Origin of the sequence: Micromonospora sp. M61, assembly GCF_018070245.1 — a bacterium.
GTDB lineage: Bacteria > Actinomycetota > Actinomycetes > Mycobacteriales > Micromonosporaceae > Micromonospora > Micromonospora zamorensis.
The window spans coordinates 21959-41722 of the sequence record NZ_JAGPYA010000031.1 but is presented as its reverse complement, the minus strand read 5'-3'; the positions used below and the strand labels follow the sequence as shown (position 1 = coordinate 41722).

Annotated in this window: 21 protein-coding genes and 5 tRNA genes; 14 read left to right on the top strand and 12 right to left on the bottom strand. The window is 72.8% G+C overall.

Annotation, left to right across the window (positions count from 1 at the left end):
• Nucleotides 1–11: 11 nt before the first annotated feature.
• Both KBX34_RS19060 and KBX34_RS19055 read right to left on the bottom strand, forming a co-directional pair.
• A tRNA-Val gene (locus KBX34_RS19060) sits at nucleotides 12–86 on the bottom strand.
• A gap of 26 nt (nucleotides 87–112) precedes the next feature.
• Nucleotides 113–185 (bottom strand) — tRNA-Gly (locus KBX34_RS19055).
• Between the two features lie 148 nt (nucleotides 186–333).
• On the opposite strand from KBX34_RS19055, the gene KBX34_RS19050 reads away from it, so the two are divergent.
• Nucleotides 334–576: a DUF6458 family protein gene (locus tag KBX34_RS19050; RefSeq protein ID WP_088946900.1), complete on the top strand. Its 243-nt coding sequence runs from the start codon at nucleotides 334–336 to the stop codon at nucleotides 574–576.
• A gap of 64 nt (nucleotides 577–640) precedes the next feature.
• On the opposite strand, the gene KBX34_RS19045 is transcribed toward KBX34_RS19050, so the two are convergent.
• A complete protein-coding gene (locus tag KBX34_RS19045) occupies nucleotides 641–1222 on the bottom strand; it encodes a TetR/AcrR family transcriptional regulator (RefSeq protein ID WP_210794259.1) in 582 nt (193 codons plus the stop codon).
• Between KBX34_RS19045 and KBX34_RS19040 the strand changes: the two genes are divergently transcribed.
• Together KBX34_RS19040 and KBX34_RS19035 are read left to right on the top strand one after the other, a co-directional pair.
• On the top strand, nucleotides 1221–1430 hold the full coding sequence (locus tag KBX34_RS19040; RefSeq protein ID WP_210794258.1) for a hypothetical protein: 210 nt from the start codon (nucleotides 1221–1223) through the stop codon (nucleotides 1428–1430). The genes KBX34_RS19045 and KBX34_RS19040 overlap by 2 nt on opposite strands.
• A gap of 186 nt (nucleotides 1431–1616) precedes the next feature.
• Entirely contained in the window at nucleotides 1617–2075 is a 459-nt protein-coding gene (locus tag KBX34_RS19035; protein ID WP_210794307.1) for a winged helix-turn-helix domain-containing protein, read from the top strand.
• 57 nt (nucleotides 2076–2132) lie between these two features.
• Here the strand turns inward: KBX34_RS19035 and KBX34_RS19030 are convergent.
• From KBX34_RS19030 to KBX34_RS19020, 3 genes are all read right to left on the bottom strand, one after another.
• A tRNA-Val gene (locus KBX34_RS19030) sits at nucleotides 2133–2207 on the bottom strand.
• A gap of 13 nt (nucleotides 2208–2220) precedes the next feature.
• A tRNA-Cys gene (locus KBX34_RS19025) sits at nucleotides 2221–2291 on the bottom strand.
• 34 nt (nucleotides 2292–2325) lie between these two features.
• Nucleotides 2326–2398 (bottom strand) — tRNA-Gly (locus KBX34_RS19020).
• Between the two features lie 388 nt (nucleotides 2399–2786).
• Between KBX34_RS19020 and KBX34_RS19015 the strand changes: the two genes are divergently transcribed.
• From KBX34_RS19015 to KBX34_RS19005, 3 genes are all read left to right on the top strand, one after another.
• Complete coding sequence (locus tag KBX34_RS19015; protein WP_088946899.1) at nucleotides 2787–3389, top strand: TetR/AcrR family transcriptional regulator; 603 nt, start codon at nucleotides 2787–2789, stop codon at nucleotides 3387–3389.
• An 80-nt stretch (nucleotides 3390–3469) separates the two neighbouring features.
• The gene (locus KBX34_RS19010) at nucleotides 3470–4051 is read left to right on the top strand and encodes a TIGR03086 family metal-binding protein (RefSeq protein ID WP_088946898.1); all 582 of its coding nucleotides are present in this window, start codon (nucleotides 3470–3472) and stop codon (nucleotides 4049–4051) included.
• Nucleotides 4052–4399: 348 nt separating this feature from the next.
• Nucleotides 4400–7330 (top strand): M36 family metallopeptidase, encoded by a 2931-nt coding sequence (locus tag KBX34_RS19005; RefSeq protein WP_210794257.1) that lies wholly within the window; start codon nucleotides 4400–4402, stop codon nucleotides 7328–7330.
• A 49-nt stretch (nucleotides 7331–7379) separates the two neighbouring features.
• On the opposite strand, the gene KBX34_RS19000 is transcribed toward KBX34_RS19005, so the two are convergent.
• Nucleotides 7380–8270: a hypothetical protein gene (locus KBX34_RS19000; RefSeq protein WP_307871433.1), complete on the bottom strand. Its 891-nt coding sequence runs from the start codon at nucleotides 8268–8270 to the stop codon at nucleotides 7380–7382.
• 151 nt (nucleotides 8271–8421) lie between these two features.
• On the opposite strand from KBX34_RS19000, the gene KBX34_RS18995 reads away from it, so the two are divergent.
• The 5 genes from KBX34_RS18995 to KBX34_RS18975 all read left to right on the top strand — a co-directional run bounded on the left by KBX34_RS18995 (nucleotide 8422) and on the right by KBX34_RS18975 (nucleotide 12945).
• On the top strand, nucleotides 8422–9090 hold the full coding sequence (locus tag KBX34_RS18995; RefSeq protein ID WP_088946896.1) for a methyltransferase: 669 nt from the start codon (nucleotides 8422–8424) through the stop codon (nucleotides 9088–9090).
• Nucleotides 9091–9099: 9 nt separating this feature from the next.
• Nucleotides 9100–10278 carry a cytochrome P450 gene (locus KBX34_RS18990; protein WP_210794256.1) on the top strand — a complete coding sequence of 393 codons (1179 nt, stop codon included), beginning with the start codon at nucleotides 9100–9102 and terminating at the stop codon, nucleotides 10276–10278.
• Nucleotides 10279–10313: 35 nt separating this feature from the next.
• Entirely contained in the window at nucleotides 10314–11156 is an 843-nt protein-coding gene (locus tag KBX34_RS18985) for a polysaccharide deacetylase family protein (RefSeq protein ID WP_307871432.1), read from the top strand.
• A gap of 89 nt (nucleotides 11157–11245) precedes the next feature.
• Nucleotides 11246–12178, top strand: coding sequence for an ABC transporter ATP-binding protein (locus KBX34_RS18980; RefSeq protein WP_210926101.1), 933 nt, complete (start codon nucleotides 11246–11248; stop codon nucleotides 12176–12178).
• Nucleotides 12175–12945 (top strand): ABC transporter permease subunit, encoded by a 771-nt coding sequence (locus KBX34_RS18975; protein WP_210926098.1) that lies wholly within the window; start codon nucleotides 12175–12177, stop codon nucleotides 12943–12945. Before KBX34_RS18980 ends, KBX34_RS18975 begins: the two co-directional genes overlap by 4 nt.
• A 35-nt stretch (nucleotides 12946–12980) precedes the next feature.
• On the opposite strand, the gene KBX34_RS18970 is transcribed toward KBX34_RS18975, so the two are convergent.
• Genes KBX34_RS18970 through KBX34_RS18955 form a run of 4 tightly spaced genes read right to left on the bottom strand, consistent with a single transcriptional unit; the run spans nucleotide 12981 to nucleotide 17115 of the window.
• A complete protein-coding gene (locus KBX34_RS18970) occupies nucleotides 12981–13658 on the bottom strand; it encodes a response regulator transcription factor (protein WP_210926097.1) in 678 nt (225 codons plus the stop codon).
• Nucleotides 13658–15202 carry a histidine kinase gene (locus KBX34_RS18965; protein WP_307871431.1) on the bottom strand — a complete coding sequence of 515 codons (1545 nt, stop codon included), beginning with the start codon at nucleotides 15200–15202 and terminating at the stop codon, nucleotides 13658–13660. Before KBX34_RS18965 ends, KBX34_RS18970 begins: the two co-directional genes overlap by 1 nt.
• A 54-nt stretch (nucleotides 15203–15256) precedes the next feature.
• On the bottom strand, nucleotides 15257–15982 hold the full coding sequence (gene bioD, locus KBX34_RS18960; RefSeq protein ID WP_099851543.1) for a dethiobiotin synthase: 726 nt from the start codon (nucleotides 15980–15982) through the stop codon (nucleotides 15257–15259).
• Nucleotides 15979–17115 carry an 8-amino-7-oxononanoate synthase gene (locus tag KBX34_RS18955; RefSeq protein ID WP_210926094.1) on the bottom strand — a complete coding sequence of 379 codons (1137 nt, stop codon included), beginning with the start codon at nucleotides 17113–17115 and terminating at the stop codon, nucleotides 15979–15981. The genes bioD and KBX34_RS18955 overlap by 4 nt, the downstream gene beginning before the upstream one ends.
• Before the next feature lie 153 nt (nucleotides 17116–17268).
• Here KBX34_RS18955 and bioB point away from each other — a divergent pair, with 153 nt between their 5' ends.
• The 3 genes from bioB to KBX34_RS18940 are packed head-to-tail and all read left to right on the top strand — an operon-like array spanning nucleotide 17269 to nucleotide 18972.
• Nucleotides 17269–18264: a biotin synthase BioB gene (gene bioB / locus KBX34_RS18950; RefSeq protein ID WP_099851540.1), complete on the top strand. Its 996-nt coding sequence runs from the start codon at nucleotides 17269–17271 to the stop codon at nucleotides 18262–18264.
• Nucleotides 18261–18461, top strand: a complete 201-nt coding sequence (locus KBX34_RS18945; RefSeq protein ID WP_099851538.1) for a hypothetical protein — start codon at nucleotides 18261–18263, stop codon at nucleotides 18459–18461. The genes bioB and KBX34_RS18945 overlap by 4 nt, the downstream gene beginning before the upstream one ends.
• Before the next feature lie 4 nt (nucleotides 18462–18465).
• Nucleotides 18466–18972 (top strand): GNAT family N-acetyltransferase, encoded by a 507-nt coding sequence (locus KBX34_RS18940; protein ID WP_210926093.1) that lies wholly within the window; start codon nucleotides 18466–18468, stop codon nucleotides 18970–18972.
• 9 nt (nucleotides 18973–18981) lie between these two features.
• Here KBX34_RS18940 and KBX34_RS18935 read toward each other — a convergent pair whose 3' ends face one another.
• Entirely contained in the window at nucleotides 18982–19509 is a 528-nt protein-coding gene (locus tag KBX34_RS18935; RefSeq protein ID WP_231927258.1) for a DUF488 family protein, read from the bottom strand.
• Between the last annotated feature and the right edge of the window lie 255 nt (nucleotides 19510–19764).

Genomic DNA, 19764 nt, shown 5'->3' with positions numbered 1-19764 from the left:
GGCTGCCAGGGTGGTGGGCGATACTGGGTTTGAACCAGTGACCTCTTCCGTGTCAAGGAAGCGCGCTCCCACTGCGCCAATCGCCCGTGGTGGCCCCGTGGGGCACATCGCGAGCGGACGACGGGATTCGAACCCGCGACCCTCACCTTGGCAAGGTGATGCGCTACCAGCTGCGCTACGTCCGCACGTCCCCGACAACCGCCGGCGACAGGTGAACTCTACCTGACGCCAAGATCGCTTGGCGCGGCACCCTGGGCGGTTGCGGTTGCACTGGTCGGCAGCGGGGTATTGAGGAATCTCGACAGCACACCACACCCCCTTAAGGAGGCTGTCGTGGGTATCGGCACCAGCATCTTCCTCATCGCGCTCGGCGCGATTCTCACCTTCGCGCTGGATGCGAGCGTCGGCGGCATCGACCTGGACGTGGTCGGCTGGATCCTGATGGGAGCCGGCGTGCTCGGCCTGATCATGACCACGCTGATCTTCAGTCGCCGCCGCCAGGTCGTCACCACCACCGAGCAGCCGGTGGAATACCGCCAGGTCGAGGAGCGGCGGGACATCGCGCCTCCGCTGTGAGGGCTCAACGTCACGGGCCGGCCGCCTCGATCGAGGTGGTCGGCCCGTGCGCGCGACACCCCACTCAGTCCAGGCAGGTGAGCGCGACCTCGGCGTAGCGCGTCAGCGCCGCCCGGTCCGGGTTGATGGCACCCATCACCCGCAGACCCTGGAGGCTGGTCACCAGGAAGCCGGCCAGATCGGTGGCGCTGCGAGCGGACGTGATCTGGCCCCGCAGCTGGGCGTCGGCCAGCAGGTCGTAGAGCGCCGACTCCAGGGACTGCGTCGTCGACCGGAGCCGGTCGGCGACCCGCTGGTCCTGGTGTGCGCGCTCCATCGACGCGCCGACGATGAGACAGGAGAGGTGCTGGCCGTCGCCGGTGATGTCGTCCACCGTGCCGACGAACATCTCACGGATGACCGCTCGCGCGTCGTTGCCGGAGCGCAGCAGATCGACCATCGGGGTGGCGTAGCGCTGCCGGTACAGGTCGAGCACCGCCAGGTAGAGGCCGTCCTTGCTGCCGAACGCGGCGTAGATCGAGCCGCTGCCCAGGCCGGTGGCCTCGGCGAGGTCGCGCATCGAGGTGCCCTCGTAGCCCTTGGTCCGGAACACCTCCATCGCCGCGTTGACCGCGGCGTCGAGGTCGAACTCACGGGTGCGTGCCATGCCTGAACGCTACCCGCTATCTGGAACGTTCGACAAAGTACCGCCGGTCACAGGGTGTCGACGGCCTGGTCGCCTCGGCGCCGAAACCACCGACCTGACCTTGTTCGTGCCGGCCTGTGCCCAGATGTCCGGAATCCCGGCGGAGGGCGTGGCCGCGACGGTCGAACGGGAGATTCTGAGCCAGCCTGATCCGCGCGACTTCGCGTAGAACGCGGTGTGCGGGCGAAGCGGAGAGCGTGTAGTCAGCGAACCCGAGTGGGTCACGGGGTGCGGAAACCATTGACTACGGGGTTCAGACAGCGTTGTCTTTCACTGGCCCTGGGGAGGTACAACAGTGATCGACGATGTGTCCCTCGTATTCTGCGTGACCGCCGACGTGTCGGTGCGCGAGCGGATGGTGCGGCGCCTGAACGGCCTCGGCACCCTGGTGATCTGCACCGACCTCGCGGAGTTGCAGGCGATGATCGGCCCGCCCGCCAGCAGCCGGCCGGCGCGGCTCTCCACCTCCGCAGCCGTTCCCACTCCCGCCGCAGCCGCTCCCGCCGGCACCGCCGGCCGGACCAGTCTCGGTGACCTCACGATCGACCCGCTCGGCCATCTGGTGACGTGGCGTGGACAACCGCTGGCCCTGACCCGACTCGAGCGTCGCCTGCTCACCCAGCTCGCCACCGCACCGCTCGGAGTCTGGACGTACGAGAGGCTCTTCGAGTCGGTCTGGGGCTGCGCGTACCTGGGCGACACGTCGATCCTGCACTCGGCCGTCAAGCGGTTACGCCGCAAACTGCGCGCCGCCGACGACGCCCTGCGCGTGCACACCGTTCGCGGGATCGGTTACCGGCTCAGCGTCGGATGAGCCCAGGGATAAGCAGAACGGCTCGTCACCGGGCTTTCGGTGACGAGCCGTTCTGTGTGGTGGGCGATACTGGGTTTGAACCAGTGACCTCTTCCGTGTCAAGGAAGCGCGCTCCCACTGCGCCAATCGCCCGTGCTTGTTGCCGAGGTGGGGACGGGATTTGAACCCGCGTAGACGGCTTTGCAGGCCGTTGCCTCGCCTCTCGGCCACCCCACCGAGGTTGCCCCCGTCATGCGTGGCGGCAGCTCCGAGCGGACGACGGGATTCGAACCCGCGACCCTCACCTTGGCAAGGTGATGCGCTACCAGCTGCGCTACGTCCGCACGCCCCCGGACGTTCCCGGGTGACGGATGAGAACTTTAGCCGAGCCGGTGAACGACTGCCAACTCGGGGTCGCCTCGGCGCGTCCCACCCTCGGCGCGGGTGGGATCAGCGCCATCCCGCAGGGCTTCCTAGGGGGCTGGTCTGATGCCGTCATTCGTTGCGGACGTTCACCCTCCGAAACCATTAGGCAATCATCGTCATCATCGTGTCGCAGGTCGCGAGAAGGGTGTACGCGCGCATCAGCTCGTGCCGGCGGACCTCGACGGACACTCCTTGGAAAACGACCGAAGAGGGCCTGAGAAAGTGTCCGGCTTCCGACTGTCGCAGCGCGGATCAGGGTGCGGTGGTAACTGTTCGTGTTCACTCGGATGGGCTACGGTAACGGTCGTGACGAGACGTGCGGCCGAGATCCGCCTGGATGCCCTGCTGCGCACCGCCTGTGACGTGATCGTGGAGCGCGGGCTGGCCAATACCCGAACGGCGGATGTGGCGCAGGCCGCCGGCGTGAGTCAGGCACTGGTTTTCTACCACTTCGCCACCAAGGAGCGGTTGCTCTCACAGGCGTTCGCGTACGCGGTCGAGCAGGATCTCGCCCGACTGGACGTGGTGACCCGGTCCTCGGCCCCACCGCTGACCAAGCTCCGCCGGATCCTCAAGCTCTACACCCCGGCCGGCCGTGGTGCCTCCTGGTCGATGTGGATCGACGGCTGGTCCGAGTCACTGCGTACGCCGGAGTTGGAGAAGGTCTCCCGCCGACTCGACCTGCGCTGGCGTCAGGACCTGGCGGCGGTGATCTCGGCGGGCGTGGCCGACGGCACCTTCCAGTGCGCCGACCCGGACGGGGCCGCCTGGCGGATCAGCGCGGTCATGGACGGCCTCGCCGTCCAACTCGCCGTGCACGACCGGGTGATCTCCCGCCGGCAGTTCGGCGAGTGGGTCCGGCTGGTCACCGCCCGGGAGCTCGGCCTGGACCCCACCGACCTGGACTGAGCCGGGCGGCCAGCGCAATCACCCACACCAGGCCGGGGAAAACGGCTCGGCCCGCCCCGTGGACCGGAACAATCGGCAGCATGGATCTGCTGGAGGCGTACCGCCGGAGCCTGGCCGAGTTCGTCGACCGGGTGGACCAGGTCGAGCCCGGCCAGTGGTCCGACCCGACACCCTGCTCGGACTGGGACGTGCGCACGCTGGTCAACCACGTGGTGAACGAGGACCGGTGGAGCGTTCCGCTGCTGGCCGGCCGGACCATCGAGGAGGTCGGCGACCGACTCGACGGTGACCAGCTCGGCGCCGACCCGATCACGGCGGCGCGGGAGGCGGCCGCGCAGGCCGAGATCGCCGCCACCCATCCCGGCACGATCGACCGCACCGTGCACCTCTCCGGTGGCGACACCCCCGCCGCGGAATACCTCCAGCAACTCCTCGCCGAGCACCTCATCCACGGCTGGGACGTGGCGGTGGCGATCGGCGTACAGCCTCGGCTCGACCCGGACGCCGTGCGCGTGGCCGCACGGTGGTTCGCCAACGAGATCGACGACTACCGGCGCAACAACCTGGTCCGGACCGGGGTGCGGGTGCCCGACGACGCCGACGAGCAGGACCACCTCCTGGCCGCCTTCGGCCGCGACCCCGACTGGGCGCCGAGCGACTGACCCTCCCGCGGCGTCACGCTCCGGCGGTGGACGCCCCCGTGTGCCGTCGCCGCCGTTGGGGCGAGCACCCGCCCATCCTTCACCCGCCGCCGCAGCGGCGGCACCAGCTCGACGGCCGCCACCGTAGGTGGTGGCCGCCGTCGTGCGCGACGTGGAATGCCCGTGGCCGGTCGTCGCCGATCAGCATGTCGATCACCGGAACCCGGGCGAAGACTTCGAACTCCTGGCCCGTGGGCGCCCCCAGCCCTTGCCGCCATCACGATCGACTGATATCCACAGATGCACATGCGTTATCGCGCACTGACGGTCGGCGATTCGCCGGCCATCCCGCTCCCACGAGGAGGTCCCGTGCCACAACCGGAGTGGTTACCCCCGATGAGCCGGCGTCGACGCCGGCTCATCGCCGTCCTGGCAACGACGGCGACGGTCGCCGCGCTGCTCCCCACCGGCGTGAGCACCGCGGCCCCCACCGGCAACGCGGCGTCCGCCGCGCGCAGTTCCGGACCGTTCGCCGAGGGCCACGAGCCCGCAGACGTCGACAACCGCACCGGTACGGCGGCACCCGACGCCCGCCAGCGCGGCCTGGCCCGCGCCGCCGACCCCGACGTCCGGTGGAACCGACTCGGCACCCCGCAGGCGCTCGGCCCCGGTCGTACCCCTCTCGCCACCGGGCTGCCCGCCGACCCGGAGGCCGCCGCACGCGCCTACCTGACCGCCAACCGCGACCTGTTCGGGCTGGACGCCGCCTCGGTGGCCGCCATGGAACGCGTGCTGGTCCGGCCGATCGGCAGCGGTGCCGTGGTCACCCTCCGGCAACGGTTCGGCGACCTGCCCGCCGGGCCGGACGGCCTCGTCACCCTCGCGGTCGCCAAGGGCACGGTGCTCTCGGTCAGCTCCTCGCTGGCCCGCAACGCCGGAACACCGGCACCCGCGACCCGCACCGCCGAGCAGGCGTACGCCGCCGCGCTCGCCGACGCCAAGCTGACCCCCGGCGCGGTGGCCAGCCACACCATCCGGTCGGTGGCCGTACCCACCCCGCTGGACGGGCCACGGGCCGCCTACGAGGTGACCATGATCGGCGCGGACACCGAGCACCCGGCCGCGTTCACCACCTACGTGGACGGCAGCACCGGGCAGGTGCTGGTCCGCGAGGACCTCGTCGACTTCGACTCCGACAACCCGAGCTGGGCGGTCTTCCCGGCCACCCCGCCCCGCGACCTCGGCCCCGGGCAGGACCCCCGGGTGCGCTGGTGCGGCGACCCGGCACCCGGCTGCCAGGCCGCCTGGCGCGACCCGGCCACCGGCCAGCCGTGGGACGTCGACGCGGCCACCGGCACGCCGACCTTCACCTCGCGCGGCAACTCGGCCAACACGGTGCTCTCCTGGGGTGCCGGCACCCCCGTCGTCCCGGCGCCCACCAGCCCGGACCGTCGCTACGAATACCCCTTCACCGACCAGTGGCACCAGTCGAAGTGCAACCCGGAGGTGTTCACCTCCGCCCAACGCAACGACGCCGACGCGTCGATCGCCAACCTGTTCGCCATGCACAACCGGATGCACGACTGGTCGTACCAGTTGGGCTTCACCGAGTCGGCGTGGAACCTCCAGGCGGTCAACCTCACCCCGGCCGGGCTGGGCGGTGACGCCGAGCAGGGCCGTGCCCAGCAGGGCGCGCTGACCGGCAACCGGAACAACGCCAACCAGGGCACCCCGCGCGACGGGCTACCGCCGACCACCAACATGTACCTGTGGCAGCCCCAGGCGGGCGGGCCGTACCCGCCGTGTGTGGACGGCGACTACGACATGACGGTGATCGGCCACGAATACACCCACGCGATCACCAACCGGATGATCGCCGGCCCGGACAGCGGGATCAGCGGCCACCAGGGCGGGGCGATGGGTGAGTCGTGGGGCGACCTGCTCGCCGCCGAGTACCTCTTCCAGCACGGGCTGCGCGCGCCCGGCGAGACGCCCTTCATCACCGGCGGCTACGTCACCGGCAACCTGGTCAGCGGCATCCGCAACTACGACCTCAGCCGCAGCCCGCTCAACTACTCCGACATCGGCTACAACACCGGCGGCCCGGCCGTGCACGCCGACGGGGAGATCTGGGGCGCCACCAACTTCCGGGTCCGCTCCGCGCTGGTCAAGCGGTACGGCCTCGGCACCCCGCAGCGGCAGCTCGACTGCGCACAGGGGAAGGTCGCCGCCGACCAGTGCCCGGGCAATCGGCGCTGGTCGCAACTGGTGTTCGACTCGTTCCTGCTCCAGGCCGCCAGCCAGGTCAGCATGCTCGACATGCGGGACAACATGCTCACCGCCGACCTGCTCCGCTTCGGTGGTGCCAACCAGGACCTGATCTGGGCCGAGTTCGCCCGCTCCGGGATGGGCCGGGACGCCGCAACCAACGGCGCCACCGACACCGACCCGACGCCGAGCTTCGCCTCGCCGCGTGGTGGCAACGCCACGCTGACCCTCCGTCCACGCGGGGACAGCGCCGACGCGCCGATCCGGGTGTACGTCGGGACGTACGAGGCGCGGGCGACGCCGATCGCCGACACCGACCCGGCGACGCCGATCCCGGACACCGTGGAGATGGTGGCCGGCACGTACGACCTGCTGGCCGTCGCGCCCGGCTTCGGGCACCAGCGGCTCAGCGTGGTCGCCCGGGCCGGTCAGGACGGGTACGTGGACCTGCGGATGAGCCGTAACCTCGCGTCCACCGCGTCCGGGGCGACGATCACCGGCGACGGGGTCAACCTGGACCGGGTCGCCGACGACACCGAGGCGACGAACTGGGCCTCCCTGGACGGGGTGGCCGGCCGGCAGCTCACCGTGGCGCTGCCCGGGGGCGCCCCGCAGACGGTCAAGCGGGTGAACGTCAGCGCGATGCTGCGCCCGGCGATCGCCGGCGACGCCGACACCGGCAGTCAGAACGCGCTCAGCGCGCTGCGCTCGTTCGCGGTGTCCGCCTGCAACGCGACGACCACCGACTGCGCCGACCCGGCGCGGTGGCAGCGCATCTACACGAGCGCGGGCGACGCGTTCCCCGGCGGGGCGTACCGGGCGTACAGCCGGGACATCAACCTCCGGACGTTCGCGGTGCCCAGCACCGTCGCCACCCACCTGCGACTGGAGGTGCTGGCGAGTCAGTGCACCGGTGGCCCGCACTACGCGGGCGAGCAGGACGACGACCCGGCCACCACGACGGACTGCGCGACGGCCAGTCCGGCCCGGTCGCAGGTCAGGATCGCCGAGTTCCAGGCGTTCTCCAACTGAGAAACCGTGGGGGTCGGCGGCAGGTCCGCCGGCCCCCACGGCCCCCAGGTCAGCGGCGGGCCGGTCGCCAACGGTCGGCGGTGGTGGGCCGCTCCCAGCGCCGGTCAACCGGTGGGTCGTCGGGCTCCGTGGCATCTGCGCCCGCAGCCCGGGTCAGGTGCCGTAGCCGCATCAGCAACCCCATTCCGAGGAAGAGCAGCAGCCCGCCGAGCAGGAACGCGGCCTGCACCACCCCGAACCCGCCGGTCTGCGAGACCGGGCGTCCGGGCGCCGGTGGCGCGGCGTCGACCGGGTAGTCCCCCACCGGCTCCTGGGCGGACGTGCTCTCCTCCTCGGCCGGCGCGCTCGGTGTCTCGCTGCGCTCCGACGGGGTGGCGGTCGGCTTCGGCGTGCTGGTCGGGGTGCCAGGCGCACCCACCACCGAGCGGGTGGCCGTCTGTCGGGCCAGCAGTCGCGCGTTGGCGTCGTACGCCTCGGCGGCGAGAGTGACCCGCCCCTGGGTGACGTCCTCGGCGAAGGCCACCCGGTAGCGGGCGGTGACCGTGCGCCCCGGGCAGAGCGTGCCCGGGTCGAGCTGCCGGTCGGTCAACCGGGCCACGTCACCGTCGGTCTGAATCTGCAGCGGGAAGTCACCGGTCTCCTCCACCCGGTCCATCTTCACCTGGTCGAGCCGGAGGCCCTGCACGCTCAGCACCATCGACCAGCGCACCTTCACGCAGCCCCCGCGCCGGTCCGTCCGGGAGACGACGGCGGACACCGTGCGCACCTGCTCGCCGGCGGTGAACCGGGCCGGCAGCCCACTCAGTTCGGTGCTGAACGCCGCCTGCGCCGGAGCGGCCAATGCCAGCTCCACCCCGCTCAGACAGGCCAGCACCACCCCTACCCGCACCGCATTCCGCCACACCGTCACCACCGCCGCCCTCCGTTCGGTCGTCTCCACTGAGCAACGCTAGGAGCGGCCCGTCGGCCGGACCAGACGGGTGTGTTCGCACCGGCCGGCAAGGACGGGGTGGGTTTTCACCGACGGTGGTGAACCGGTCACCGCTCCCCCGCGACACGCCGGACACCGGGCCGCTGGGACAATCGGCGACGTGTCCGAGCTCTCCAGCACGTTCGTCCGGCTGCACGCCCGGCTGGCCCCGGTCCCGTTCGTCCCCGAGGTGCGCCTGCACCAGGCGGACGAACCGATCGGGCTGTGGGAGCTGACCGAGGGCGAGTTCTCCACCGATCGGCCGCCGCCGTTCTGGGCGTTCGCCTGGGCCGGCGGGCAGGCGCTCGCCCGCTACGTGACCGACCACCCGGAGTTGGTCGCCGGCCGCCGGGTGCTCGACCTCGCCTCCGGCTCCGGTCTGGTGGCCATCGCCGCCGCCCGCGCCGGCGCGGCGTCGGTGCGAGCCGTCGAGGTGGACGAGCTGGCGGTGGCGGCGGTCGCCCTCAACGCGGAAGCCAACGGGGTACGCGTCGACGCCGAGTTCGGCGACATCCTCGACGGCGACGCCGGCGACGCCGAGGTGGTGCTCGCCGGTGACGTCTTCTACAGCGACGCGATGGCCCGCCGGGTGCTGCGGTTCCTGCTGCGCGCCACCCGGGCCGGCGCACCGGCGCTGGTCGGCGACCCCGGCCGGGCGTTCCTGCCCCGGGACCGCTTCGACGAGCTGGCGGCGTACGACGTGCCGGTGCCGGAGGCTCTGGAGAGCGTCCGGGTGAAGCGCACCACCGTCTGGAGGTTGCGCGCCGGGCTGCCGGGAGCCCCCGGCTAGCGTGTCCGGGTGCTGTTCCGCAGCTGGGCGCAGGTGACCGACCCCGCATGGCCGGACGTGGCCCGGGTGCCGGACCACGTCGGCGGCACGCACCTGGTCGTCACCCGGCACGCGCTGGTCCGTCAGGTCCTCGCCGACCCGGTCACCTATCGGCCGGACAACGCGCTGGACGCGGTGACGCCGATGCCGGTGACCGCGCTGCGGGTGCTGGCCGCGCACCGGTTCCGGCTGCCGCCGACTCTCGCCAACAACTCGGGCGCGAGCCACCCGCAGATCCGGGCGATCGTCGCGGACGCGCTGCACCCCGCCCGGGTCGCCGCGCAGCGGCAGTGGCTGACGGCGCTGGTCCGGGACCGGGTCGCTGGGCTCGGCGCGGCCCTCGACGCCGGCGAGCCGGTCGACCTGTACGCGGAACTCGCCGCCGACCTGCCGCTGCTGGTGCTGGCCCGGCTGGTGGAGCTGCCGGACGCTCCGGTCGGCGCGGTCAAGGAGTTCGCCCGTGCCGCGTTGGAGTTGTTCTGGGCCCCGCTGGACGGCGACCGGCAGGTGACCCTCGCCGCCGAGGTGGGGCGGTTCCACCGCGTACTGCGCGACTTCGCGACCACCGGCGGCGGGTTGGCCGCTGAGCTGCGCGCGGCCGGGCACCCGCCGGACGTGGTGGTGGGCGCGCTCTTCTTCCTGCTGGTCGCCGGGCAGGAGACCACCTCGCAGTTCCTCACCCTGCTGCTGCACCGGCTGGCCGGTGAGCCCGCGGTCCGGGCCGGCCTGCGCACGGGCGAGGTCGCGGTGGCCGACGTGGTGGAGGAGGGGCTGCGGCTGGAGCCTCCGATCGTCACCTGGCGGCGGGTGGCGGCGACGGACAGCACGCTGGGCGGCACGGCGGTGCCGGCCGGCAGCAGTCTCGTGCTGTGGCTGGGTCGCGCCGGTCGGGACCCTGCTGTCGTGCAGTCCCCCGACGAGTTCCGCCCGGGTCAGCGCGGGTCCCGCCGGCACCTGGCGTTCGGGGCGGGCGCGCACCGCTGCGTCGGTGACGTGCTGGCCCGCATGGAGGCGGCCGTGGTGGTGGCCGAGGCAGCGCCGCTGCTGGACGGGGTGCGGGTGGTACGTCCGCCCTGGTGCCCGGACAATCTCACCTTCCGGATGCCCGACGCCTTCGTCGTCCGGCGCTCGTCCGGGGCACCGGCCTGAGGAGATCCTGATCTCTGTTCGGTAGGTTTCCGGGCGTGTCAGCGACCCCTGCGCGTCGGATCCTCGCCGTCGTAACACTTCTGGCCCTGCTGGTGCTGAGTGCCTGCACAGCCGGACCGGCGTTGCACGTCCGACGGATCGCCACGGACCAGCCGGCCCTGTCCGCCTCGCCTGCCGCGCCGTCGACCTCGCCGTCCCCGACGACGAAGCCCGTGCCCGGGAGCCTGGACTGGTACGTGTCCCAAGTGCCGACCTTCCCCGAGGCGCCACCGCCGCAACCGGTGCCGCTGCCCGAGACCGGCGCGGCCCAGTTCTGGCACCGCCTGCCGACCGATCAGAGGGTCGCCTTCATCACCATCGACGACGGTGGGCTGGCCCGTCCGCCCGAGGTGGCCGACTTCATCTGGCGGGCGCACATCCCGGTCACGATGTTCCTGAACTCACCGGCCGCCGAGGAGCACGACGTCTACTTCCGGCAGATCATGGTGGCGGGCGGGGTCGTCGAGAACCACACCATCACGCACACCTCGCTGGCCGGCCGGTCGTACGACCGGCAGAGGCACGAGATCTGCGGTGCCGCGGACAAGCTGGAGGCGCTGTTCGGCAAGCGACCGACGCTGTTCCGGCCACCGTTCGGCGAGCACGACGCCACCACGTTGAGGGCCGCGCACGACTGCGGCGCGAAGGCGGTCTTCCACTGGACCGAGACCGTGCACGAGGGCAAGGTGCGCTACCAGACCCCGGAGAGGCTCGTCCAGCCCGGCGACGTGCTGCTCATGCACTTCCGGCCGGCGCTGATGGACGACCTGCTCGCGGCGCTGAAGGCGATCCACCGGGCCGGGCTCACACCGGCTCTGCTGGAGGACTACGTCCGCTGACCGACCCGGCCGCGACCTGACGAAAGTCAGGGTCGGGTGCTGCCGTTCGGGCGCGGTGCGGCAGGGGGCCGCGCGCCTAGCGTCAGCGCATGATCACATTACGTGGGTTGACGAAACGGTTCGGGGCGACCGTCGCGGTCGACGCCCTGACCGTCGACATCGCGCCCGGCCGGGTCACCGGGTTCCTCGGCCCCAACGGCGCCGGCAAGTCCACCACCATGCGGATGATCCTCGGGCTGGACCGTCCCAGCGCCGGGCAGGCCCTCATTGGCGGGCGCCCGTACCGGGAGTTGCGCCGGCCGCTGCACGAGGTCGGGGCGCTGCTCGACGCCCGCGCCATCCACCCGGCCCGCTCCGGCCGGGCGCACCTGCTGGCCATCGCCCGCAGCAACGGCATCCCCACCCGTCGGGTGGACGAGGTGCTCGACACCGTCGGGCTGGACGCGCGGGCCGCCAGGAAACCGGGACGGACCCTCTCCCTCGGCATGGGCCAGCGGCTCGGCATCGCCGGCGCGCTGCTCGGCGACCCGCCGGTGCTGATGTTCGACGAGCCGGTGAACGGCCTCGACCCGGACGGGGTGCGCTGGGTGCGGCAGCTCATGCGCTCGCTGGCCGACCAGGGACGGACTGTCTTCGTCTCCAGCCACCTGATGAGCGAGATGCAGCTCACCGCCGACCAGCTCGTGGTGATCGGCCGGGGACGACTGCTCGCCGACGCCCCGACCGACGAGGTGATCGCCGGCAGCGCGGTCGCGGTCCGGGTCCGCAGCCCGCACCCGGACGGCCTCGCCGCCCTGGCCGCGCGCCTCACCGCCGCCGGCGCGACAGTGCAGGCGGCCGACCGCAACGAGCTGACCGTCACCGGCGCCACCGCCGACCGCGTCGGGGACCTGGCACACGAGCTGGGCGTACGACTGCACGAGCTGAGCCCGCACGGCGCGTCGCTGGAGCAGGCGTTCATGGAACTGACCGCCGACAGCGTCGAGTACGCGGGCGGAACGACCGGAGGTGGGGCGCGATGAGCATCAGTACCCGTGGTGGCGCGGTGGCCGCCGAGTGGACCAAGCTCTCCTCGGTGCCGAGCACCTGGTGGACGGCGCTGGCCGGGCTGCTGGTGATGGCCGCGAGCGCCGGTCAGCTGGCCATCTACGCCGCCAACGACAACACCAACGACGACCCGACCGACGACCGGGGAATCGTCACCGTCGGCAGCGTGCTGATCGACTCGGTCGAGTTGACCCAGTACGTGGTGCTGGCGCTCGGCCTGCTGGCGATCACCACCGAGTTCACCAGTGGCACCATCCGGACCACGCTCCAGTGCACCCCGTCGCGTGGCCGCGTACTGCTGGCCAAGGCCGCCGTCGCCGGCACCGTCACCTTCGCCCTCGGTCTGCTGCTCGGCGGCGTCGGCGCCCTGGTGGCCCGACCGGTGCTCGGCAAGTGGGGCAGCGCCCCGGTGGCCGGCACGATCGGCGACATCGTGGCGGTGGCCGCCTACCTGGCGCTCATCGGCGTGCTCGCCCTGGGCCTCGGCGCCGCGCTGCGCAACGCGGTACTCACGATCACCGTGCTCCTCGCCACCCTGATGATCGTGCCGTTGTCGCTTCAGGAGCCGGACATCGACGTGCTGAACCGGATCGCCGACGTGTTCCCCGGCGTGGCCGGAGCGCACTTCCTGGCCGGCGACACCGAGCCGTACCCCAGCCTCGTCGGGCTGCTGCTGCTCGCCGGCTGGGCGGGGGCCGCGCTCCTGCTGGGCCGGGCCGCGCTGCGCCGCCGCGACGCGTGACGCCGGCGGCTGAGCGGGGGCCGCGCCGCCCCCGCTCAGCCGTCGACCAGCCCCGCCTCGTACGCGAGGATCGCCGCCTGCACCCGGTTGCGCACGTCGAGCCGGGTGAAGATGCTGGTCAGGTAGCTCTTCACGGTGCCCTCCACCAGGTGCAGCCGGCGGGCGATCTCGGCGTTGGACAACCCCGCCCCGACCAGGGCCAGCACCTCCCGTTCCCGCTCGGTCAGCCCGGCCGTACGGTCCCGTGCGGCGGGCCGGCGGGCCAACCGACCGGCGCCCAGCTCGATCACCCGGCGGGCCACCTGCGGCGAGAGGTACGCACCACCGTCGGCGACGGCGTGCACGCCCGCGATCAGCTCACGTGGGTCGCCGGCCTTGAGCAGGAACCCGTCGGCGCCGTGCCCCAGCGCACGGGCCACGTGGTCGTCCTCGCCGAACGTGGTCAACATGATCGTCGCGGTCTCCGGCACGACCCGGCGGATCTCGGCGGCGGCGGCCAGCCCGTCCATCCGCGGCATCCGGATGTCCAGCAGCGCGACCCGAGGTCGGTGCGCACGGACCAGTTCCACCGCCGCGTGCCCGTCGCCGGCCTCGGCGACCACCTCGATGCCGGGATCGGTGGCGAGGATGGCCCGGACGCCCGCCCGGATCATCGCTTCGTCGTCGGCCAGGACGACCCGGACCGGCGCTGCCCCGGTCGTGTCGGTGTTCACTACGCGATCCACTCCTTGCTGACCAGCCGGCCATCGGTGAAACACAGCCGCCAGGTCGGCTGCGCGAGGGGAAAGTTGCCGTCGGTGTAGTACTCGCAGTCCGCCCGGTCGGCCGGCGTGGGGCGATCCAACTGCCGCCGGGGCAGCCCGGCCAGCTCCGACCGGGCCGCGCCGACGCGCATCTGGTCGAAGGTGGCCCGGTCCAGCACCGTCCCGGCGGTCGCCACCGGGTAGTAGACGAGGGAGAGCACGAGGGCGAAGCCAACCGGCGCCGCGAGCGCCACCAGGAGGCTGCGGCGCACCCGTCGGCGGGCGTCGTGCAGCCGCCGCTCGGCGTCCACCGGCCGCTCCACCAGACCGCGCTGGTCGCCGCCCTCGATCGCCTCCACCGGCGGCGCGGTCGCCGGCAACACCGCCCGTACGACGAAGCCGCCCTCGGTACGCGGGCCGGCGTGCAGCGTCCCACCGGAGAGACGGACCCGTTCGGCGAGGGCGAGCAGCCCGCTGCCCTGCGACGGTGGGGCGGGCAGCGGCCCCGCCGGCGCGGCGCCGTTGACGACGGCGACCTCGACCCGATCAGCGTCCCGGGTCAGGCGCACCTCCACCGGGGCGCCCGGTGCGTAGCGAGCGGCGTTGGTCAGCGCCTCACGGACGATCCTGTGGGCCGCGTGACCGGTCATCGCCGGCAACTCCGCGACCGCCGGGCCGGCCTCCATGCGTACCGCCATGCCGGCCTCCCGGGCACCCTCGACCAGATCGGCGACGGTCTCCCCGCTCGGACGCACCGACGCGCCGCCCTCCTCCCGGAGCACCCCGATGATCTCGTGCAGTCGCTCGGTGGCGGCGGAGACGCTGGCCCGCAGCTCCCCCGCGGCGGCCCGGTGCCGGTCGTCCAGGTCGGCGGCGACCTCCAGGGCGGCGGCCCGCAACGCGATCAGGCTGAGGTCGTGACCGAGAGAGTCGTGCATCTCCCCGGCGATCCGGGCCCGTTCCCGCAGCCGGATCCGCTCGGCGGCACCACGCTCCTCGCGGGTCAGCGCCTCCACGTGCCGTCGACCGGCGTCGGCCAACTCCTGCTGCTGACGCCGGTACCGCCCGACCAACCAGGGGAACACCGCGGCGAACAGCAGCACCGAGGCGAGCAGGAACCAGGTGGCCGGGCCGGTGCCGAGCACGCCCAGGTTGAGCGCCGTGCCGCCCGCCGCGATCAACACGAAGACCCCGGCCGCCCGGCCCGCGGAGGCGCTGCGCCGCCCGGCGAGATAGCTGAAGACCGGGATCGCGAACACGAAGTTGCCGTCGACGACCGACCCGAGCACCACCAGCACGAGGGCCGCCAACGGTGCGCGCCGATTTGCCAGCACCGCCGCCACGCCGAGCAGCACCAACTTGCCGACCACCAGCGGCAACGCGTACCGCGGATAGGGCGGGCTGAACCCGGCATAGCCGACCGGGGCGGCCACCACCGCCCAGAGCAGCACGTCCCGCAGCAGCCGACGCCACCGGTCCGACAAACCCGGCGGCGAGAAGTCGAAAATCGGCACGGCGGTCAGGCTACCCACGTCCGACCTGGGCGGACACCGACGAAAGTCAGGTGTTCAGCCGCTCTCCTCGGCCCAGACCCGCCAGTCGTCGAGCACGCCGTGCAGGGCCGGGGTGAGCCAACCCGGCGCGGACCGCCGGAACACCCCCGGGTCCATCGCACCGGCGCCGTCGGGCAACGCGCCGAGCAGGTTCGGCACCAGGTCGGTGAGGTTCGTCCAGTGCACCAGCTCCGGTCTGGTCGGCCAGGCGCCGATCACCACGCCGGCGGGCACCGCACGCCGGTCGAGTGCCTCCAGGGTCAGCGCGGTGTGGTTGAGCGTGCCCAACCCGGCGCGGGCGACCACCACCGCGGGTACGCCGAGCGACACCGCCAGGTCGGCCATCGTCCACGGCTCGCCCGACGGGCGCAGCCCCATCGGCACCAGCAACCCACCCGCGCCCTCGATCAACACCAGGTCGTGCTTGTCCGCCTCCGCGCGGACGGCGTCCACCACCGCGTACAACTCCAGCGGCGGCAGATCCGCCACCCGGGCGGCGGCCAGCGGGGCGAGCGGATCGGGATAACTGGCCAGGGTCCGGCCGGTCAGCGGGGCAGCCAACCGGTTGACCGCGTCCACGTCGCCGGGCTCACCGCTGGCCGTACCGGTCTGGCCCGGCTTGACCACCGCCACCCGCAACCCGGCGGCCTGCGCGGCGGCCGCGATCGCCGCGGTCACCACGGTCTTACCGACCTCGGTGTCAGTCCCGGTAACCAGAACCGGGCCCTCCCACGCGGTCATGGGGCAGTTTCCACGATGACGTCCACAGCCCGCTCGAACGCCGCCCGGGGCACCCCCGCGCTGATCGTGAGCCGCAGGCGGGAGCGGCTGTCCGGGGTGGACGGTGGCCGGAAGCAGCCCACCGCGACGCCCCGGTCCCGGCAGTCGGCGGCCCAGGTGGTCGCCGCCTCCGGCCCGGGGGCCGTCACCGAGATCACCGCCGCGTCCGGCGCGGAGACGGTCAGCCCGGCCGCACGCAGCCGGTCGACCGCCAACCCCACCCGGTCGGACAGCTCCGCTCGCAGGTCGTCGCCAGCCCGGGCCAGCCCCAGCGCGGCGTGCACACCGGCGGCGACCGCCGGCGGCAGGGCCGTGTCGAAGATGAACGTACGCCCGGTCTCGACCAGGTGCCTGACGAACTCGGCCGGGCCGGCCACCAGCCCACCCGCGCCGCCGAGCGCCTTGGACAGGGTGGCGGTGACCACCACGTCCGGCTCACCGGACAGCTTCGCGGCGGCCACCCCGCCCGCGCCGGCCGGACCGATCACGCCCAGCGCGTGCGCGTCGTCGACCAGCAGCAGCGCACCGTGCCGGCGGGCCACCGCGTGCAGCCGGGCCAGCGGGGCGAGGTCACCGTCGACCGAGAAGACCGACTCGGTCACCACCACCGCCGGGCGACCCGGAGCGGCCGCGAGTGCGGCAGCCACCGCGTTCACGTCGGCGTGCGGGGTGACGACCGTCTCCGCACCGGAGATCCGGCAGCCGTCGATCAGGGACGCGTGGTTGTGCGCGTCGGAGACGAGCAGCGTCCGAGGTTGGACGAGTGCCCGCAGCGCGCCGATGTTGGCCAGGTAGCCCGAGGAGAAGACGAGAGCCCGGTCGGTGCCCAGCCACTGCGCCAGCTCGTCCTCCAACGCCTGGTGCGCGTCGGTGGAGCCACGCACCAGGCGCGACCCGGTCGCCCCCAGCCCGTACGCCGACAGCGCAGCCGCGGCAGCGGCCGTGACCTGCGGATGGGTGGCCAGACCGAGGTAGTCGTTGCCGGCCAGATCGGTCATCTGATCGTCGGCGGGACGCGGATTGAGTCGCCGGGTCAACCCGGCCTTCGCCCGCAACTCCGCGCGGCGGTCGAGCGCCGCCAGCCAGTCCGCCACGTCACCCCTTCACCGCCGTCCGCGCCGGTCAGCCCGACACCCGCCGGGCGAAATTACCACCCGCCGCCGACGCCCGGCGGATCCACTCGCTGCGAGGCATCGACGGCTGTTAGGTCATTCCGGCTGATCGGGGCGCCTTGTAAGGTACGAGCCATGCCAGCGATCCTCGACCAGGCCCGGACCCAGGTCCTCGGTGACGGTGTCGGCCTCGACCAGGCCGGCATCCTCGCCGTGCTGAACCTGCCCGACGAGCACCTGCCCGCCGCTCTGCAGCTCGCCCACGACGTGCGGATGCGCTGGTGCGGCCCGGAGGTCGAGGTCGAGGGGATCGTCTCGCTCAAGACCGGCGGCTGCCCGGAGGACTGCCACTTCTGCTCCCAGTCCGGCCTGTTCACCTCTCCGGTGCGCTCGGTCTACCTGGACATCCCGTCGCTGGTCGAGGCGGCGAAGCAGACCGCCAAGACCGGGGCGACCGAGTTCTGCATCGTCGCGGCGGTGCGCGGCCCGGACGCCCGGCTCATGAAGCAGATGCGCGAGGGCGTCGCCGCCATCAGGGCGGAGGTCGACATCCAGGTCGCCGCGTCGCTGGGCATGCTCACCCAGGAGCAGGTCGACGACCTGGTCGACATGGGCGTGCACCGCTACAACCACAACCTGGAAACCTGCAGGTCGTACTTCCCCAACGTGGTCACCACGCACTCCTGGGAGGAGCGCTGGGAGACGCTGCGGATGGTCCGCGACTCCGGCATGGAGGTGTGCTGCGGCGGCATCCTCGGCCTCGGCGAGACCGTCGAGCAGCGGGCCGAGTTCGCCGCGCAGCTCGCCGAGCTGGCCCCGCACGAGGTGCCGCTCAACTTCCTCAACCCGCGCCCCGGCACCCCGCTCGGCGACCGCCCGGTGGTGGAGGGCAAGGACGCGCTGCGGGCCATCGCCGCGTTCCGGCTGGCCATGCCGCGCACCATCCTGCGGTACGCGGGTGGCCGGGAGATCACCCTCGGTGACCTGGGCACCCGTGACGGTCTGCTCGGCGGCATCAACGCGGTGATCGTCGGCAACTACCTGACCACGCTGGGTCGACCGGCGACGGCTGACCTGGATCTGCTGGCCGAGCTGAAGATGCCGGTCAAGGCGCTCTCCGACACGCTGTGACGACCGTGACGACGACGGAGCTGTGGTGCGACCGGTGCGGTGAGTCGGCGACGGCCACCGCCCACGCGGCCTGCGCGTCGGCTCGCGAGTTGGAGCCGCCCCGGTTCTGTCCCCGGTGCCGGCGCCGGATGAAGGTGCAGGTGCTGCCGGTGGGTTGGTCGGCGGTCTGCGTCGAGCACGGCGAAGTTCGGGGCTGAGCCGGTGCTGCGCGGGCGGGCGGTTGTCCTGCGACCGGCGACGGCCGCGGACGTGGAGGCCCTCGTCGCGATCCGGGCCGACCCGGAGGTCCGCCGGTGGTGGCGGGGCGGCGACGACCTGACCGGTTCGGTCCGCGCCGACCTCGGCGACGACGACCTGCACGTGTACGCGATCGAGCACGACGGCCGGGTGGTCGGCGCCATCCAGTGGTACGCCGAGGCGGACCCGGACTACCGCCACGCCAGCCTGGACGTCTTCCTCGAACCGGCGGCCCGCGGTGCCGGCCTGGGCGGGGACGCGATCCGCACCCTGGCCCGGCACCTCATCGACGAGTACGGCCACCACCGCTTCACGATCGACCCGGCGGCGGCGAACAGCGCCGCGATCCGCGCGTACGCGAAGGTGGGTTTCCGCCCGGTGGGGGTGCTGCGCCGTTACGAGCGTGGCGAGGGCGGGCGCTGGCACGACGGTCTGCTGATGGACCTGCTCGCCGACGACCTGGTGGAGTGAGCGGGCACCTCAACCGTCCCAGCAGAGGTGCCCGTTGGGGAGTCGCCGGGCACCCTCGGCGGGCTGGTGCGGGCTGAGCCGCCCCTCCGGCATGAGGTGGGCCACCGGCGTCCCGCGACCGAGCGCCGCGACGTCGGCGATCAGCCGGCGGTGGCAGCGCCACCAGAGGCTCTCGCTGCACATGACAGCGGTGGTGCGTTCAGCCGCGTCGGCCAGCACCCCGGTCAGCGCCGTGTCGAAGTCCTGGGTGCGGGTGTAGGCGGCGTACGCCCGGAACGCCGCGACCTTCCACCAGGTGTCCGGCTCGGGCTCCCCGGCCGGGACGTGCCGGCGGCCGCCCAGGTGCGGCTCCCAGCGGTAGTCGATGGCGTACTCGGGCAACCACCGCTCAAGCTCCTCGCGGTGCACGTCGGGGTTGGTGCGGCTGGCCGGGTACCGTCGCACGTCCACCAGCAGCGCCACCCCGGCCCCGGTCAGCAACTCTCCCAGCCGCACCCGGTCGGCTGTGCCGTGTCCAACGGTCAGCAGCTCAATCACACTGCTGCCTTGCCCCGAATCCCGCCTGCTTATCCCCCGGCCTTGGCGGGATCTTGGGTACAGGCGAGCGATGCCACCCAATGGCATGCCGGGGGTCAGTGCCGCTGGGGCACCCGCCGGGCGGCGCTCGTGGCGAGCGCGACGGAGAGGGCGCCGGCCAGCAGGATGATCATCCCGGGTACGACGGTGTGGGTACCCGGACGCAGATCTCGGACGGGCGTGCCCCGCACCCCACGGTGCCGGGCACGCCCCGGT

Coding starts and splice junctions, on each gene's coding strand:
- KBX34_RS18975 (WP_210926098.1), top strand. CDS start 12,175: ATGAGCATCAGTACCCGTGGTGGCGCGGTGGCCGCCGAGTGGACCAAG.
- KBX34_RS19035 (WP_210794307.1), top strand. CDS start 1,617: ATGGTGCGGCGCCTGAACGGCCTCGGCACCCTGGTGATCTGCACCGAC.
- bioB (WP_099851540.1), top strand. CDS start 17,269: ATGCCAGCGATCCTCGACCAGGCCCGGACCCAGGTCCTCGGTGACGGT.
- KBX34_RS18980 (WP_210926101.1), top strand. CDS start 11,246: ATGATCACATTACGTGGGTTGACGAAACGGTTCGGGGCGACCGTCGCG.
- KBX34_RS19045 (WP_210794259.1), bottom strand. CDS start 1,222: ATGGCACGCACCCGTGAGTTCGACCTCGACGCCGCGGTCAACGCGGCG.
- KBX34_RS19010 (WP_088946898.1), top strand. CDS start 3,470: ATGGATCTGCTGGAGGCGTACCGCCGGAGCCTGGCCGAGTTCGTCGAC.
- bioD (WP_099851543.1), bottom strand. CDS start 15,982: ATGACCGCGTGGGAGGGCCCGGTTCTGGTTACCGGGACTGACACCGAG.
- KBX34_RS19040 (WP_210794258.1), top strand. CDS start 1,221: ATGCCTGAACGCTACCCGCTATCTGGAACGTTCGACAAAGTACCGCCG.